The sequence below is a fragment of the [Haemophilus] ducreyi genome, from assembly GCF_900109315.1.
GTDB lineage: Bacteria > Pseudomonadota > Gammaproteobacteria > Enterobacterales > Pasteurellaceae > Haemophilus_B > Haemophilus_B ducreyi.
In genome coordinates, this window is sequence record NZ_FOJC01000013.1 from 1 (window position 1) to 16,320 (window position 16,320).

General features: G+C 42.9%; 13 protein-coding genes and 3 pseudogenes. 2 read left to right on the top strand and 14 right to left on the bottom strand.

Features of this window, described 5'->3' with window-relative positions:
* Positions 1-601 precede the first annotated feature (601 nt).
* Both BMX01_RS07640 and oadA read left to right on the top strand, forming a co-directional pair.
* Complete coding sequence (locus BMX01_RS07640) at positions 602-859, top strand: oxaloacetate decarboxylase subunit gamma (RefSeq protein ID WP_064082111.1); 258 nt, start codon at positions 602-604, stop codon at positions 857-859.
* A gap of 9 nt (positions 860-868) precedes the next feature.
* Complete coding sequence (oadA, locus tag BMX01_RS07645) at positions 869-2,212, top strand: sodium-extruding oxaloacetate decarboxylase subunit alpha (RefSeq protein ID WP_257722000.1); 1,344 nt, start codon at positions 869-871, stop codon at positions 2,210-2,212.
* A 135-nt stretch (positions 2,213-2,347) separates the two neighbouring features.
* On the opposite strand, the gene BMX01_RS07650 is transcribed toward oadA, so the two are convergent.
* The 14 genes and pseudogenes from BMX01_RS07650 to BMX01_RS07715 form a co-directional block, all read right to left on the bottom strand.
* The gene (locus tag BMX01_RS07650; protein ID WP_126497616.1) at positions 2,348-3,184 is read right to left on the bottom strand and encodes a hypothetical protein; all 837 of its coding nucleotides are present in this window, start codon (positions 3,182-3,184) and stop codon (positions 2,348-2,350) included.
* Entirely contained in the window at positions 3,177-3,932 is a 756-nt protein-coding gene (locus BMX01_RS07655) for a class I SAM-dependent methyltransferase (protein WP_197719028.1), read from the bottom strand. Before BMX01_RS07655 ends, BMX01_RS07650 begins: the two co-directional genes overlap by 8 nt.
* Before the next feature lie 55 nt (positions 3,933-3,987).
* A complete protein-coding gene (locus BMX01_RS08020; protein ID WP_074648031.1) occupies positions 3,988-4,104 on the bottom strand; it encodes a Com family DNA-binding transcriptional regulator in 117 nt (38 codons plus the stop codon).
* Positions 4,105-4,300: 196 nt separating this feature from the next.
* Positions 4,301-6,633 (bottom strand): annotated as a pseudogene (locus tag BMX01_RS07665) (phage tail protein); the annotation flags it as partial.
* Positions 6,633-6,836 carry a hypothetical protein gene (locus BMX01_RS07670; RefSeq protein WP_064082112.1) on the bottom strand — a complete coding sequence of 68 codons (204 nt, stop codon included), beginning with the start codon at positions 6,834-6,836 and terminating at the stop codon, positions 6,633-6,635. The pseudogene BMX01_RS07665 and the gene BMX01_RS07670, both read right to left, overlap by 1 nt.
* 4 nt (positions 6,837-6,840) lie before the next feature.
* Positions 6,841-7,092 (bottom strand): hypothetical protein, encoded by a 252-nt coding sequence (locus BMX01_RS07675; protein ID WP_064082113.1) that lies wholly within the window; start codon positions 7,090-7,092, stop codon positions 6,841-6,843.
* Between the two features lie 17 nt (positions 7,093-7,109).
* Positions 7,110-7,918 (bottom strand): annotated as a pseudogene (locus BMX01_RS07680) (phage BR0599 family protein).
* A 44-nt stretch (positions 7,919-7,962) separates the two neighbouring features.
* A complete protein-coding gene (locus BMX01_RS07685; RefSeq protein ID WP_064082114.1) occupies positions 7,963-9,645 on the bottom strand; it encodes a hypothetical protein in 1,683 nt (560 codons plus the stop codon).
* A pseudogene (locus BMX01_RS07690) lies at positions 9,645-10,611 on the bottom strand (hypothetical protein). The gene BMX01_RS07685 and the pseudogene BMX01_RS07690 overlap by 1 nt, the downstream one beginning before the upstream one ends.
* A 2-nt stretch (positions 10,612-10,613) precedes the next feature.
* Entirely contained in the window at positions 10,614-11,612 is a 999-nt protein-coding gene (locus BMX01_RS07695; RefSeq protein ID WP_064083346.1) for a hypothetical protein, read from the bottom strand.
* Positions 11,612-14,839 carry a tape measure protein gene (locus BMX01_RS07700; protein ID WP_234946419.1) on the bottom strand — a complete coding sequence of 1,076 codons (3,228 nt, stop codon included), beginning with the start codon at positions 14,837-14,839 and terminating at the stop codon, positions 11,612-11,614. The genes BMX01_RS07695 and BMX01_RS07700 overlap by 1 nt, the downstream gene beginning before the upstream one ends.
* Before the next feature lie 115 nt (positions 14,840-14,954).
* On the bottom strand, positions 14,955-15,140 hold the full coding sequence (locus tag BMX01_RS07705; protein ID WP_126497614.1) for a hypothetical protein: 186 nt from the start codon (positions 15,138-15,140) through the stop codon (positions 14,955-14,957).
* Positions 15,141-15,163: 23 nt separating this feature from the next.
* The gene (locus BMX01_RS07710; RefSeq protein WP_064082117.1) at positions 15,164-15,568 is read right to left on the bottom strand and encodes a DUF6631 family protein; all 405 of its coding nucleotides are present in this window, start codon (positions 15,566-15,568) and stop codon (positions 15,164-15,166) included.
* 47 nt (positions 15,569-15,615) lie between these two features.
* On the bottom strand, positions 15,616-16,320 hold a 705-nt coding region (locus tag BMX01_RS07715; RefSeq protein WP_074648007.1), incomplete at its 5' end, for a phage tail tube protein.

A 16,320-nucleotide genomic window follows, 5' to 3' on the forward strand; every position in this document is an offset into this window, starting at 1 on the left:
TTCACTTGAAAGTAAAACAAAAGGAATTAAATTAATATGAATTTCTAGTTTAAGCACTTATTAAGACTTCAAGTTTTTATAAAACATATAAAATTAAGTCAATCAACAAGTGCCCACACAGATTGTCTGATTCGTTGTTAAAGAGCAAAATAAAACGACGCACCGCTCAATCTAGCTTAACAGCTCACAACGGTGCGTCGTTGTGTGTCGCCCATTATAGGATATCTTTCCCTTTTTGCAAATACTTTTTTTTGAGAAAAATTAAAAAAATTGATTGCGTGCATAAACTTACGCCATTTTGCTGCTTTTGCTAGCAAAAAATGTTGATTAAACGAGCGCAGGAAGTACGTTGGTGATTTTGTTCTAGAGGTATGAGTTAGTTGAAAAACCTGTATGATAGATTTTTGCAATAAGATAAGCGGTTTATTTCATTTTAGAAAGTGCAAATGTTTAAATAATTGATCGCTTGTTATTCAGTGAATTAGAAAACTGTGAACTAATCAGCATTTCCGAATGAAATGATTTGTAGAGCCATAATAAGTTGCCTATCTTTCGTGGTATAATAATAGGTAAAAAGACAGATAATAGGTTAGGTATAGTTATGACAAATGCAGAACTTTTTGGTGAAGGTATAAATCTCATGATAGCGGGAATGGGCTTTGTGATGTTTTTTCTAATCATTCTAATTTATGCAATTAGTGTTATTTCTCGGCTAATTAATAAATATTTTCCTGATCCGACACCGACCCCACCAGCGCAACCTATTCCAGCTGTTATTCCACCCACTGATTTAGAACGCTTACGTCCGGTAATTGTAGCTGCAATTGCACATCATCGCCGTCAACAGCGTTCAAACTAAGGATTTATCATGGCTATTCAAAATAAAAAAATTGCTATAACAGATGTTGTTTTACGTGATGCTCATCAATCTTTATTTGCAACACGTTTACGTTTAGACGATATGCTTCCAATTGCAACAGAATTAGATAAAGTCGGTTATTGGTCATTAGAAGCTTGGGGCGGTGCAACTTTTGATAGTTGTATTCGTTTTTTAGGTGAAGATCCTTGGGTACGTTTACGCGAATTAAAAAAAGCGATTCCAAATACCCCATTACAAATGTTATTACGTGGTCAAAATTTATTGGGCTATCGCCATTATGCGGATGACGTAGTTGATCGCTTTGTGGATCGTTGCATTGCGAATGGTATGGATATCTTCCGCATTTTCGATGCACTAAATGATCCACGTAATATGCAAGCCGCATTACAAGCAGTTAAAAAACATGGTGATCATGCTCAAGGGACGTTAAGCTACACCACAAGTTCTGTGCATACATTACAAACATGGTTAGATATTACTGAGCAATTATTAGAGATTGGTATTGATTCTCTCGTTATCAAAGATATGTCCGGTATTTTAACGCCAATGGCTGCTTATGAATTAGTCAGTGAAATCAAAAAACGCTATGAAGTTGAGCTGCATTTACATTGTCACTCAACCACGGGTATGGCAGAAATGGCATTATTAAAAGCGATTGAAGCGGGTATAGATGGCATAGACACGTCTATTTCGTCGATGTCTCGCACATATGGCCATCCGGCAACTGAATCTATGGTTGCAACTTTACAAGGTACAGCTTATGACACAGGATTAAATATCCATCAACTTGAGAAAATCGCCGCTTATTTCCGTCAGGTGCGTAAAAAATACGCAAAATTTGAAGGACAATTGCGTGGTATTGATAGCCGTATTCTTGTTGCACAAGTACCGGGCGGAATGTTAACTAATTTAGAAAGCCAACTGAAACAGCAAAATGCTACAGATAAACTAGACTTAGTACTACAAGAAATACCTAAAGTACGTGAAGATCTCGGCTTTATTCCATTAGTAACGCCAACTTCACAAATTGTCGGCACACAAGCGGTAATGAATGTGTTGATAGGAGAACGTTATAAAACCATTGCAAAAGAAACCGCGGGTATTCTAAAAGGTGAATATGGCAAAACGCCAGCAGCCGTTAATAAAACATTACAAACACGTGTATTAGCCGGCGCTCTACCGATGCTTGACCGCCCTGCCAACCACATTGCACCCGAAATGGATAAATTAATGGCAGAAGTCACTAGCCAAGCAACACAGAAAGGCATTACTTTATCAGTGTTGCGAGTTGCAAAAACTGCGAAAAACAATCATAAAAAAAGCGAAAAATAATTTTAGCTATTTTTTCGCTTTTTTAGTGATTTAATTAGCGTTTAAACGTTATTTAAATTTTCCACTTTCCTATATTTTCCCTCCTCATTTTGCAAAAAATTACCACACTGTTTTCCTATTTAACATAACAAACCGTCAAAACTTATACACTAAATTATCTTCGTATTTGCCATTATAACTTGCCGATGTTTGCAACGTTATGCGCTGATAATTTTCAAAAGCAGTCCAATTGTCTGATTTACTTTCGATTAAATACTCAATAAAGCGAATGAACTCCGACTTGGTCGAGCTGAAGAAAATATACGGTGGCTTGGTTAAATGAATCAGCCTTAGAAAGTCAATTAAGTCAAAATAGCGTGCTTGTTTGTAACTCTCTTGGTACGTACATAAGTACGGAGGGTCTAATACTAATAATACCTTCTCTTTGTGTTGAAAGCGCGGCAATAGCTGATGAAATGATTCGCAAATAATTTCAACCCCATCAAGATAGCCCTCCGCTTCGGGATAGTCAGACTTGCGTACACAATGCCAAAAATCGTGCTTATACAGCTCATCCAATGTCGAAACTTGATTACCCGAAAATAATAACCACGATGACAAGCTCGCAAGGTCAACAAAACCATTAAACCCTTTGATTTTATTAATAATTTCTTCTTTTAATGCCTTGCTTAATCGTTTGTTTTTTGGTATAATTCCATCAACAACTTGATATATTTGTTGGCGTAATTTATTAATGTCTTTTATGTGCTTCAGTCTGTTGCTGTATCCGTCAAAGTCATTGTAAATCACTCTTGCCAAGGGTTTTGTACGCTTTGCAGTTTCACTAAGTAAACCGCTTCCGCCGAACACATCTATAATAGTCCAACCTTCGCCATTTCCTTCAATATTTTTATTTAATACCGCTTCAAAATGTTTTAAAAACATCCGTTTTTGCCCCGTAAATGGTAAGGGCGCTTGTGTGTATTTAGGCATTATTAGTCTCCAAATAAGCAATGACACGATGATAAATACTGTCTATAAGGCTAGCAGGAATGTTTGATCTTGCATTATAGGTTTTGCATACATCATTCATACGAACGCCCGAATAGTAGTTTTCATACTTTAAGCCTAAATCAATATTGCTTTTAAACTTTGTCGGCTTTTTAATCGGATAGTTGTAGTTGCCATAGTAAGTCGGATTATCGAAAGGAATGGAGAAACCTATCACATCCTTTATGTAATCCCACATACGACTCGCTAACGGGTTCTCTATGATAAAGACTTTGGGTTGGTAATGCTGGATAATCGAGATGGTATTATAAATGCATAACTCCCCATTAATTCGATTAAAGAACAAACGCTCATATTTATAGCATTTACGTGGCACTTGAGGCACTTCATAATCGCTATAATGACGGATAACAAATCTTGAGCCTTTCGGGTTTTCTCTTTTCCAGCAAGCATTACCGCCCCACATTGCACTGGCAACACTAAAACTTTCACAAGGGGGGCTGGCTAAAATGACATCAGGTTGAGGTAGGGTATCTAACACATTGAATAACGTTTTATCGACAAAAACACGCCAATAATCGGCTAAATTTAAGGGGATAAAATAGTCGTTTGCTTGTTCAATGTCGATACCAATGGGATAGATTTCGATATTCGGAAAGAATTGAGCCGCTTTGGTGTAGCAACCGTTGCCACTATCAAATAAAGCCCAAATAATAATTTTTTTCACCATAACTCCTATGTGTTATGGCATTCTGGCGCGCTTGGCACTCGGATACTCAAATTGATTAAATGTGATTTAGCGTTTTACAACGTACACATTTAATCTCCAAATATTGTATATTTTTTCCTCTTGCTAAGAGTTTGTTACAACATTTACAACGAATTTCTGTTAAGTTTTGCATATACCTTCCAATTTTCGTAGTTTTAGTGGTAGAATTCCGCCTGCCTGATCAGGTAGGCGGCGTATGGCTATATGCAAGTCTGTTTTGCGTAGCTGACATAAAGTATGGGTTCAGCATATTTTATGTCGCCGTTTTTTATATTAAAAGAAAAACCCTAAAAGATTGATTGCTCTACATCAATCTATTCAAGCTCCTACACTTTAAATTCATAGCGATACAGGCTTGTCAGCTTATCTTTTACTGCGTAGAACGCCAGTTTGCTAAATTGTTCTCCTTCTGTTTTGCCTTCATCCGGATAAACAAATTCTGTCCCATTCGTTGTAATTGACCGCACTATGTTATCGCCATCCATTAAATCAATTTTATAGCTAACACCTTTCCCAAGTGCAGTACTGTCATCCGTATGCGCAATAAGTTGGTCTGCTTGAATATCTCTATCTCGATGCGCCCATGTAAGCGTAAACGCTGAACTGTCTGCAATCTTATCGACAAATGCACCGTCTATTTTTACATTTGCCGGTGGGTAAGGGCGCGCTTGTCGTTGCTGTGTGGTTAGTGTTAATACACTAGCTGCATCTTCAGAGAGCGTTTCAATCTGTGTACGGGTTAATAACTTGGCTTTGAGCATTTCGTTTACCGTATACTTTGTTTCATCCGTGCCGGCGGCAAGCAGATAGCACCATACAATAGTGTTAGCTTTATGCGCCTGTGGTATCGTGTCCGCACAACCGCGCCCTACGGTCATTGTGCCAGTTTTAAAATCCACAGCATCAATTCTGATGATCTCATCGTCAATCATAACCGCTTCGGCGTACTGTAACGCTGCGTAATCGCCCTCTAACTTAAATTTAAACGTGGTTTGGTACGCTGTCGCAGGCTCTTCGAGTTTGATATACGGTGTAAATGAGCCGGTCGTCGTTTGCGTATAACCGGCACCCGCATCAACTAACATCTCATAACCGACCGACAGTGCGCTCGGTTGAGTTGCCAAGCTCCACACAAAACAATCGGTCGGTTTAACAAATGCAAACTCCGCTTCACTTAACACCAGTGGTAACACGTGATACGGTACCTCAAGTAATCGCGCCTCATTAATCGGCTTGGCGGTGTAATCCGGCGGCACATAAAGCGACTCGCTTTTTTGTGTTGAGTAATTTGCAGCCGGTAAACCGAACACATCTTGCATACAAGTCACTATAAGCTCGCTTTCATTACCATTTTCAATAGCACCGACACGAAAAACCGCACTTTCAATTCCACGTTCCGGTAAATGTACTTTAAACACATCGCCGTGTTTCAATTCGCTGGCACGCATATCAAACACAATCTTCATGTTAAACTGCTGGCGACCATCTCTAAATCACGTTGTGCAAGGTGAGCGGCTAAATCAAAAGTCGGCACGCCTTTATATTCAACGGTTTTTGCGATAACACCGTGCATTTGCACAGACGCAATATTATTCGCAATGGCTTGGTCTTCACGGTTTGTCACCGGGTCGCGCCATTTCACGATAATTTGATTGGCTGTTGTATCGGTTGCCGAGCTGTCATCATCTTGCACCATCAAAATCCCATTATCATAGTGAAATGTGGACAAATCGTCGGGGTTATAATCGTTACGCAATAAACGAATGGCTTGCTTACCTGTTTCCACGTTGTCGTATTGCACCGCGCCAATATGGTCGATAACCTGTTGCATAAACTCTTTAATCGAGCCTTGGCGATTGTAGCGTAAGCACAATCCGAAGCCTTCTTCATAGAGCGTGTCTGCAGCTTTTTTGTAGCTGTCTAAATCAAGATCACTTAAGTCCTTTTTGCCACCCCAGCTTTTATTGGTGGCACACTCAACAAGGATATGCGCAGGGTTCATAGCATGAATTTGACGCGCATTTTCTTCTTGCTCTTTTGTCAGTCCTGACATTTTTAACGTGTCGTTGCGTAACATAATTTTGCATTTTTCCGGATACCACACCGTACCGTTAAACCAGCCTTTTAATGCCCGTCGCACACGGTAACTATGTTTTTTCGGGTACGCGTTATAACAACTAATCAGCCCGCTAAACACCGTGGAAACAATACTGCGGAAGCCGGGAATCAAATCATCTTTTGCAAGATTGCTTTCAGTCACATTGCCAGCAGAGAAAAAGTCTTGCTGAGCTTGCTGTTTTTTGCGTTGTCCTGCCTTACGTAAGCGGGAGTTATTCGGTTGGGCAGGAGCAGGGTTTTGATTGCCCTTTAACAGATTAACTAGCATTTGCGTTGGTTTTTGGTCAGGCTCACCCATGAGAATCTCTAACCGCCCTTGAATACCGCCTTCGCCACCAGTGTTTTCACCCCCGAACAAGTTTGGCTTGTCAATATAAGTCGCTTGTGAATGCGTTAGCTCTCCTGGCTTACCGACATACGCCGATTTATCATCAATGCGTAACTCCACAATCTCATCTACCGGTCCGCGTCCCAGCCCCGAATGAATATCCCAGTAGTAACGATAACCGACCGTTACCGCACCGCCTTTGCGTTTGCCACCCATTATTTTTCCCCTTTCGTTTGTTGTGCTTGTTTTGCGGCAGTCACGCATTTGCGTGCAAACACGCTACCGGTGGCTAAGAATTTTTCAGAATCAATTCCATTTTGCAAAAAGTCGTTGAAATCCCACCCCTCGCGCTCAAAGAACGCTTGTACACCTGCCGCGCAAAAATGCACACGGCGCATATCTTGTATCGTGATGACCATTTACTTATCCTTTTTTAATTTCAGTGGTACGATAGTTACCGTGCGCTAATACTTGCCAATCTTCTGTCCAGCAATCGCCGAAAAACACACATTGTGGTGTCCCTTCATTCGCTTGCGGGAAATTCCATTCGTCGCTTGAAACCGCTTCCGGTCCTTGTCCGCTACGTTGTTTTGGCGCAAGCGCTTGATTTAATAAATAACTGACCGCAAGCACTGCAACATATTTAACGACCGCCCAACCAATGGCTGCAAACATAACGTTCTCCTTTTAAATTAAAATACCCGTGACCCATCATAAGGCGATTTATTCGGCATGTGCGGAATACCACCGAAATTCAGCATATTGTTAAATTTTTTAGGCAAGTAGTTGCCCGTCCGTCACAGCCGGGGTACACCTTAATCGTTGTGCCAACAGACAGCTTTTGTGTACCACCCATTAGGGTAATTTGGTTATTTTTATGTACCGTTACCGCCCGTACTTCGCGCACGCCGTCACTATCCGTCCACTCAATAAAGCTGGTGTTAAACCAGCCTTCAGGTAAATTTTCAGGCACATCTACGGTGAGTGTTGTCCCGTTTAACGCTTTAATCACCAAACCTGCAACCGCAAAATTTTTCGGATTAACTCTGCAATCGTAATCGTAGAGCGTATAAGGGAAGTTACGTCCCCAAGTTAAGCGCAAGCCCGCACTTTGCATTGTGGAAGATAGCCCCGCAGAAACTAATTCCGTCTTATGTACATCAGGGCGTTTTGCTTCAATAATCGTACCAATCCAAACTACCCGTAATTCTTGTTCTTGATAATGCAAGCGCATAATCATCACCTTAACGGTTTGGCTCGGTGGCATACCACGATACAGCAATGCCACAGGGTTATTGCTCGGTAGCACAATATTGATATTCTCGCCCGTGCGACGACCGCTATCACTGATTGCGGTTGCCAGCCATTTTTCATTGTTTACGACAATGTCTTGGTCAGCATCACAAAAACGCCAAATCTTTTCATCATCGCCGCGGGTAAATTGATAAAGCGTAACGGGCTGACCATCGGCAACAGAATGGGTTTTATCTAAATAATTCACGTTTTAAATCCTTTTTAAATATCGTTTAAATGTCGTTTAAATCATTAAACTTCGAGTTCATCATGTAAGCCTCGGAAGCTAACCATCACACTTGCCACCGTATCAGTGTGGTGCTTCCAGTCAATCGTGTCGCTCTCTAAGCGTGAGAGTGTCAGAAAAGAAATCTTAGCCACTTGTTCACGCTTTAAATTTAACACTTCACCATCCAGTGCAAGCCGTTCGGTTTGGTTGTTGCTTACCGTTGCGGCTAAAATCCGGCGGTAATGCACGCTGCCGTCGGTACACTCAATGCGAATGTCTTGCCGTCCCGCCTGTTTCAATAAGCAAGTCGTGTAATAAACCAGCTCAATATCGAGATTTTTGCCGACAATATCGTTTGCTAGTGTTAAATCTGATGTCGAACTTGCTACCCAAATCGCTTTTTGTCTGCCACGTAAGTAGTAAAACAGTTGGCGCAGTTGGTGTTGTGCGTCAATCCCATTTAACAAGAAACGATGGTTTGTGAGCTGAAACGCATTTTTCGCCGTATCTAAGTAATGTGGTAAGGCGGTGTCGTTATCCAGTTGTTTAATCAAACGCAAGTATTGTGCGGTAATATCTTCTGACCATTCGCTGGTTGGCTCTAACACGGGATGCCCACGATAAGTCGGCAAGTGACGAATATCGGCAGCATAGCCATTGTGCTCGTGAATTTGCAGGCGAATTTGTGCGGTTGCCACGCCATCACTTAAACGAGTAAGTTGTGGCATATCGGTCAGCACGGCGGAGCGCAACGGATAGATCTGTGTGTGAGTATCAAAGCGATGCAATAACGGGCGCTTTATTTCAAGCTTATCAGGCTCAATGCCAGTAATATCCACCATTTCACGTTTGTTCCCGTTCATCAAAACCGCACGTCCTCCGACATAAAAGTCAAAGCCTGTTGTGGCGAGTGAAAGGGTTCTATCGCCTTGTTTGGTTGGCTTAGCCAAATAAACTCGATGCGTGAAAATCGGCAACGCCCACACTCTTGCGCCGTAAGCATAGAGCATATTTTCTAAACGCTGACGTTCTGTTCCAACGGTAGAGACTTTAAATTCAAAGGTTCGACGGGGTGATAAACGTTTTGCAATACGCTGTTCCGCTCCGGTAATTGATTGATGCACGGTCGTTAAAAACTCTAGTTTTTCAGTCACGTCTTCAGACCAATCGGGGAAAAATTCCCAGTCGGTAGAGCGCGAGCCAATAATGCGCAACGTAACCGGATTTTTGCCCGCAATCGTAAAAGTTACTGTGCAATCAATTTCCGCCGGACCGTTCATACTGACTTTAACCGTCCACTTCTTAAGTGCCAGTGCGCGTAGCGTGAGTGGTGTTTGATTGCCGGTTAGCGTAATGCCTTCGCCATCTTGTATATCTACCTTGGTTAAATTGACCGTGTGTCGGTTCGCATTCCACAAGTGCACATCAAACACTTGTTCAGTTGAAATTGAGCCTAGATTAACTGTATGCGGAATCACAAGCACACGGCTGTATAAATCGCTGTAGTAGTTCGGCGCAATATAAGCCTGTAACGACTGAGCTAAATCTAATAACTTGCCTTGCCGGAGTTTGCCTGACATTGTCGGCATAAGGCTTGCAGCAATACGTGCTTTGCCACGATAAATCGGCAAGCGGTCTAAATAGGCGGTATCTTTAGACGCGAGGCTTTTACCACTTGTTACAATATAGCCATTGATATTTGCCATTATTCAACCATCCGATAAGCCACGCCTTGAATCCCTGAGTTGTTTTTCCCTTTTTCAATATAACTTTCATTACGCACGTCATATTGCGCACTCGGAATAATCATCCATTTCTCGCTATTGATGGTCAGAATTTGACGGGGCGAGAGACACAACCATTGTGCATTCATAGCGATCTGCAAGAATACCTAAACGGCGAAAAATACCATCAATACCATGTGCAATTAAGCTGTGTGGACACGGTATTAACGATTGCCCGAACTTAGATTGACTGTAATAGACAAGTAAGGCATCAGGATGATAAGTATTTTCGTCTGTTGTCATCGCCGCTCTGCCGAGTGTAAGCAGGTATTTGCCTTTATCCGCATTACTCAAATCTTTATAATCTGAAACATTTACGGGAGCGAAATACCAAGGTGTCCGTTTATCGCCACTGATACCGTCGGCACGGACAACCGCTTGATTGCCACGCGCCCCGTTAGAAAAGCCGTAAGCGTGGTCGCTATTTTGATAATGCGCGTAGTTCTTTGTGATATAAGTGCCATAGGTATATTGACCGCCGGTATAAGTGCCTTCTTTGTTTAACGTGCCAATGCCAAAATGCCGAAATTTTTCCGCTTCAATTTGCACGACAACGTGTAAATATTGCGCCGTGCCGAAAAAGTCATAAGACGCATAATTGCCTTTTTCTAACTGAGAGGTTGCCGTGTCGATTTCACGATAAGCGTGCGCTCTTGATGAACCGGGCTGTTCATGGCCTTTTTTACTGGTATCGAAGCCGGTATTCACATAAGTAAACAACTGATTAACTTCAGGCTTAAACATAAGCGACCAGTAGCCTTGCTCGTTGTGTAAGCACAGCAAATTATCTTCCGACTTATCTACTACCCACTTTAAGCCTTGAGCAAACTCACTTAATTTTTTAAGTAGTTCCTTAACGTCTTTTGCGTTACCCGTTTGATATGCCATGCTTAATACTCCGTTGTTGTCTCAATCACAAAATAATCCTTGGTTGCTACACGATAGCCACCGTTAAACACCAGCCCTTTTCGTCCTTCAGTAATAGTGACTTGATCGCCTGCTGCTCGCTGAATACCCGGAATCCAATACACGCCATCAAATGTGCCCCAACGGTTACGTCCTTGGCTAGAATCCTTGAGACTGATAAATTCAACAGGTATCAATGGATAAGCACCGCCTTGGCTTTCGCCCATTGAATCAATACTGCGTGGCTGTTGATATGAACTGAAAAGCTCATAATTACACAACGGGAATAGCGATTGTCTGCGTGAATCGGTACGCAAGTTTTTGTAACTGCTGCCGTAAAAGTCACGCCAGCTTTGGTCAGGTGTAAAAAGCCAACAATTACCATATTTAGCGTCTATGATTGATGAATGCAATTCACCTGTTTGTGAGTAGCGTACTCGTACCGCACGGTTGTTTTCATCCACAATCGGTGCGCTACCGGCAACACAAAGCGGATAGGGGTATTCTGTCGGCGGCACGGTCGGTAAAATAAAACCGAGATAAGCACTTGAACACACTTGCGAAATGCGTGTGATAATTTTGCAACAACGTCCACTTGCGACAATGTGATATTCGATTGGACGGTTATCCGCAAACAAAACAACGCCAGGGGAGGCATTAATTAAGCCTTTGTCAATTTCAGCTGGCGTAACCGCTTTTTCATTGAAAAACGTGCCGCCCCAAAAGTTAAGATTGTAAGTATCAGCTGAAATTAAGTTATCGGTTGAAGCCACAAGATAAATATCTTGTTCAACGCCGGTACCGGTTGATTTCCACGCAATTTGACGGATTTCTTTTTGTGTTGCGGTTTCGGTCAATTTACGGTCAAGTAATACTGTCCACGCTTGTCCGTCGCGCTTGAGTGTTTCATCTTGTGTTAGAAACTTATTGATTTTGTCTAATAAATCACGCTCGTTTTCTGCTGTGCCTGTTGTGTATGCCATTAGCCTAACTCCTGTTTTAATGTCTGTTTATTCGCCCTAATCACGGTCATTACCGCACGTTCACCCGCGACCGTATTAATGCCTGCCGTGAATAATTCCGCACTATCCACCGCTAACGTTTGTTGGATAGTTACAGGGCTTGCTACCGCCTGTTGTCCTGCCGTGCCGTTTTGCATTTCTTGGGTCAATGTTAGCTCGTTGTATGACGGCATTGATGGTGCAGAGATCAATCCACCGGTGGCATATTTACGTAAATGACCACGATTAATTGCATGTAAAAAGCCCACGCCATATTTCTGCACACTTGCCGCACGCACCACAAACTCACCATTGGATAACCGTGCCGGGATGGAGTCCGAAGTGCCTGTTCCCGGTCCGGAAATAAAACCACCGGTGGCTGCCGTCACGGCTGCACCCGCACCGCCGAAAAAGCCACTAATGGCACTGGTCGCTTGCATTGCCAGTTGTTGTGCGGCAATCTGCGCCATGCTGTTTATCACGGTCAGGGCTAATTGTTTTACCGCATCACCCAAGCTCATTGTGCCTTCAGCAAGTCCCATCAATGCGCTTTGGATACCTTGTGTTAAACCCTGTTTAAACGCATTTTCAAGTTCGTTTCCTGTCTGTTTAAGCTCTTGAATTTTTACTTTCATTTGTTCAAGCATTGCGCCGGCTGCTTCGCCTTGCGCACCGGGCATTTGTGCTAATCTTTCCAGGAGCGGTAATTGTTTTTCAATTTCTGCTACCGTTTGCGCATACATATCTTTTAAGCGTTGCTGTCCTTCAAAGTGTGAAATAAGCCCGGTTTGTACTTGCGCTTGAATCTGCTGTTCTTTGGCACTTTGTGCCTGCATCACTTTGTTAATTTCTGCCTCAATGCCATTTAACTGAACCTTGGCTTCTTCCAGCGGTAACATTTGCTTAACCAAATTAATGCCGTCTTGGTTATTGGCTTTGCTAAATAAAGCGAGTAACTGGTTGTATTTACTTTGTACATCAAGCAGATCCGCTTTTGCCGTTTGTCCGGTTAAGCGCAAGTAATCACTATTGAGTTCGCGTAGCTTATTTGTGGCTTCTTCTGCCGTACGTTTTGTATCTTGTGCCGCTTTTTTCGCATCACTTTCCGCTTTACGTTGCGCTTTATTCACTTCCACTTTTGCTTTTCTGTCCGCTTCCGCCTGTTCACGCAGTTTTTTCTGATTTGCTTCAATCGTTTGATAGAGTGCTTCTGCCTCTTTTTTCTGCTCATCCGTCCAATTGCTATTGTTACGTGCATTATCAAGGTTCTTTTCAAGCTCACTCATTCCCGATTGACGTGCGCGGGTACGCAGTTTTTCTAGCTCATCGCCGCCTTTTTTCTCTGCTTGCTTTTGCTCAAGTTGAGTTTGCAAGCCAATGGCTTCATTGATTTTGTTGATAAAACCTTGCACTGCATTGCCCGACATCCCTGCTTGTGCGGCAATGCCTTCAAATTTTGTACGCATCGCTTCTAAGCGTTCGATTGCCGTCGTGGAGGCTTGGCTCAAATCTTTTTTGAGCTTTTGAGTGAGTTCTTCCACTTCCGTTTTCATCGCAAGGGCTTCGGTTTCACTTGCTTTGATTGCTTCTGTGAGCAATTTCACTGCTTCAGGATGTTGCGGGTCGCCAATTTCCGTTAATTTTTCTGCTAATGTACCGCCGGCTTCGATGGCTGCGTCCCAAGCCACTGCTAATTGCGTTTGCGTAATATTGGCTAATTCGCTGCTAGCCGTACTCATTGAGTCAATTTTTTGCTGTAGCTCATCAATTTGCGCATTAAGCGCATTTACTTCATCGGCATTAATTAATCCGCCCATGACGCTAGTACGGCTTTGATTTAGCAATTTATCGCGCTCGGCAATGAGTGCTTCAAGTTTTTGTTTCGCTTCATCTAATGACGCCGTATTAACTTTGAGCTGTTCAAGGCGATCACTAAAACCGCCCATTTCGCCCAATTTGGTACGTGCTTCGACTAAGGCGTTAGTTTTCTCAATATTGGCATCAAGCGTAGTGAGAGATTGGGCAAATTGACGTTCAACTTCTTCCTCTTGGCTTTTTAAATACAGATACGCTGCACTCAGCCCTGCAATAGCCGTAATCGCCAGCCCAACTGGTCCGCCGATTGCCGCAAATAATCCCGAGCCTACATTGACGGCAGCAGCTCGGGCTTTGGCAACAGCAAGCGCACCATAGGCTTTTGTTGCGCGCCCGACCGATACCGTCTCGCCATTGACCGCTTGCATTAAAACTACAGTCGCTTGTGCTTGACGAACAGAAGCCGTTGCACTAGCGTTAATCGCTGCCATGTGCGCACTTTCCGCGATCACTGCTTTACTTTTTAAGCTAATGCTAGTGTACATGGCTGATAAATAGCGCGCGGTGTATGCCGTGCCGACTAAAATGGCAATGCCGGCTAAACCCTCGAGATGATTTGCCAACGTCGAAATCGCCGTCGAAACAAGGGTAGATGCGCTCAGCGTTTTATCGGTATTGCCGACAAATTCAAGCCAAGCGTTAGAGAGTTGCGTGACCGCTTTGCCAATCGTCAATGGCATTTGCTCATATTGTTTTTGAATACTGTCTGCACCTTCAGCCACGGCAGTCATAATCACTTGCGTGGTTAATTGACCTTCTTCCGCCATTTTGCGCAACTCGCCTCGGGTTTTGCCGAGGGATTTTTGCAAGAGTTCTAAAATAATCGGGGCTTGTTCAGACACCGAGTTAAATTCTTCGCCACGTAATGCACCGGCTGCCATACCTTGTGATAACTGAATGATTGCTGCTTGCGCTTCTTGTGCACCAGCACCGCTGACTGTCATCGCCTGTGAAACGGTTTTCGTAAAGCGCAAGATTTCTGCCGAGTTTGCCGAGTCGCCTAATGAACGAAAAACGCGCGTGTAAAGCTCCGCCGTAGCAGAAAATGCTGTCCCCGTTTCTTGTGCTACAGTCATCAAGCCATGAAAAGTGCCTTTAGCTTCAAGATTTGAGCGAGAAACTAATTTAATGCGTGCTTCAAGGCTTTTAAATTCGTCACTGGTTTGCACTAAATTGCCAATCGCCACATTACCCAAAGTTAAGCCAATGGCTTGTTTTTTTAATTCGGCTAATTGCTTACTGATAGATTCAACACCAGCACGGGTTTTGCCAAGCTTTGATGCTGCCTTATCGGCTTGTTGTGCGTGCTTTTCGGGCAAGCGACCATCGGGCAAGCACTCGGATTAGGCACATTGACTTATCCGTTGATTGCTTTTATCATTGCAATTTTTAGATCGCCTTTTGCATTCTTATTAAGCTTAATATTTGCTCCTAAAATTTAACCTCGCACTATGTCGAGGTTAAATCGTTTAGATAACCGGTCACCTCTTTACCACCATTTACCCCATAAGCTACATCTACCGTGCGCGCAGCTCTTAAACGTCGCTCACGCAAAATCGATTGCTGATAAAACAGCGTTATCTGGCGTGCCGTGTAATACTGAATTTGGTTAAAATCATGTCCGCTTGCAATCAATTGTTCAATAAGCTCTGCCCAGTTTATTTCTGCTTCTGCGCTTGTTGCAGTACCGCTTTTTCTAACATCGGTTGCAGCGCCTGACGGGTAAAAAAATCACTATTGACCGTCCACCACATCATCAATACCGTTTCCGCATTCTCGCCGGTTAAGTTTTGCACCCATTCCAGCGGCTTATTGATAGATAAGCTCACCATGGTTAAAACATCTTGATAATGTTCTGCGAGCAAACTCATCAATGGGTCAAGTCCGAATTGCGTGTCAGCTTGTGAAAGCGTAGTGCGCAAATCCGTCACAAACGGCATAAACAAGGCTCGGTGTTGTAACTGTTGGATTAAAGAGTATTCTTTAACTTCGATTTCTTCACCGGCAATAGTCAATTTTTGGTGCGGGAAGAGTACATTTAATTCATCTTTTTCTTTTTGCATGACTGAAACCTAGAGAAAGCCCCTAAATACTAGGGGCAGAAAAAGCGTTATTTTTTAATTTTAACAACGCGCCCGAATCGACCAAGCGTGCTATCGCCCGTTTTAGTCGTATCGGCTAACACTTTGGCTTTCGCACTTAACGCATCAAGCGCATTTTCGTTGTTGATTAAATTTAATGCTTCCGTTGGGTTGAAGTTGATTTTGTACAACTCAACTAAGCTCCATTCATTCTCTTCAGCAAGGTTGATTCCCTCGAAACGCAGGAATAAGTCTTTCGGATTGGTGGTTAAAAGTGCAATCACATCAACATCACCGTAGTTATAGGCAACGGTTAATTTCTTGCTTTTTTGTTCTTTTAAAAACTCAATCGTCCCGAAAATCGCATCAACAACAAAATCCGTGTTTTCTTTTAATTCAGCAATTTTTACATCGCTCACATTTTGATGTGCCCACGCAATACGATCACCAACTTTAATATCGTCAGGCAATGCTTCTTTTGCCACATTACCCGCTTTGATTGTGCTGGCTTCGCCTAAGAGCATTAAGCTCAAATTCTCTTTGCTCATCTCGTGGAATTTAACGGAAACTTCGCCGGATTTGCCGGTGATAATTTTGCGCACTTCTTGGCGATTGCCCGAGTATGATTCTTTATGGGTAAAATCCTCGACGGTCAGTGAGACATTTAACTCTGATACATCACCGACCCAGCGAAATGCGCCAGCTTGCCCGTTTGGTAAACGTTCTGCAAGATA

Excerpts from the sequence above, each read along its gene's own strand:
- BMX01_RS07640 (WP_064082111.1), top strand. The coding sequence starts at position 602 with ATGACAAATGCAGAACTTTTTGGTGAAGGTATAAATCTCATGATAGCG.
- oadA (WP_257722000.1), top strand. The coding sequence starts at position 869 with ATGGCTATTCAAAATAAAAAAATTGCTATAACAGATGTTGTTTTACGT.
- BMX01_RS07650 (WP_126497616.1), bottom strand. The coding sequence starts at position 3,184 with ATGCCTAAATACACACAAGCGCCCTTACCATTTACGGGGCAAAAACGG.
- BMX01_RS07655 (WP_197719028.1), bottom strand. The coding sequence starts at position 3,932 with ATGGTGAAAAAAATTATTATTTGGGCTTTATTTGATAGTGGCAACGGT.
- BMX01_RS08020 (WP_074648031.1), bottom strand. The coding sequence starts at position 4,104 with ATGCAAAACTTAACAGAAATTCGTTGTAAATGTTGTAACAAACTCTTA.
- BMX01_RS07670 (WP_064082112.1), bottom strand. The coding sequence starts at position 6,836 with ATGGTCATCACGATACAAGATATGCGCCGTGTGCATTTTTGCGCGGCA.
- BMX01_RS07675 (WP_064082113.1), bottom strand. The coding sequence starts at position 7,092 with ATGTTTGCAGCCATTGGTTGGGCGGTCGTTAAATATGTTGCAGTGCTT.
- BMX01_RS07685 (WP_064082114.1), bottom strand. The coding sequence starts at position 9,645 with ATGGCAAATATCAATGGCTATATTGTAACAAGTGGTAAAAGCCTCGCG.
- BMX01_RS07695 (WP_064083346.1), bottom strand. The coding sequence starts at position 11,612 with ATGGCATACACAACAGGCACAGCAGAAAACGAGCGTGATTTATTAGAC.
- BMX01_RS07710 (WP_064082117.1), bottom strand. The coding sequence starts at position 15,568 with ATGCAAAAAGAAAAAGATGAATTAAATGTACTCTTCCCGCACCAAAAA.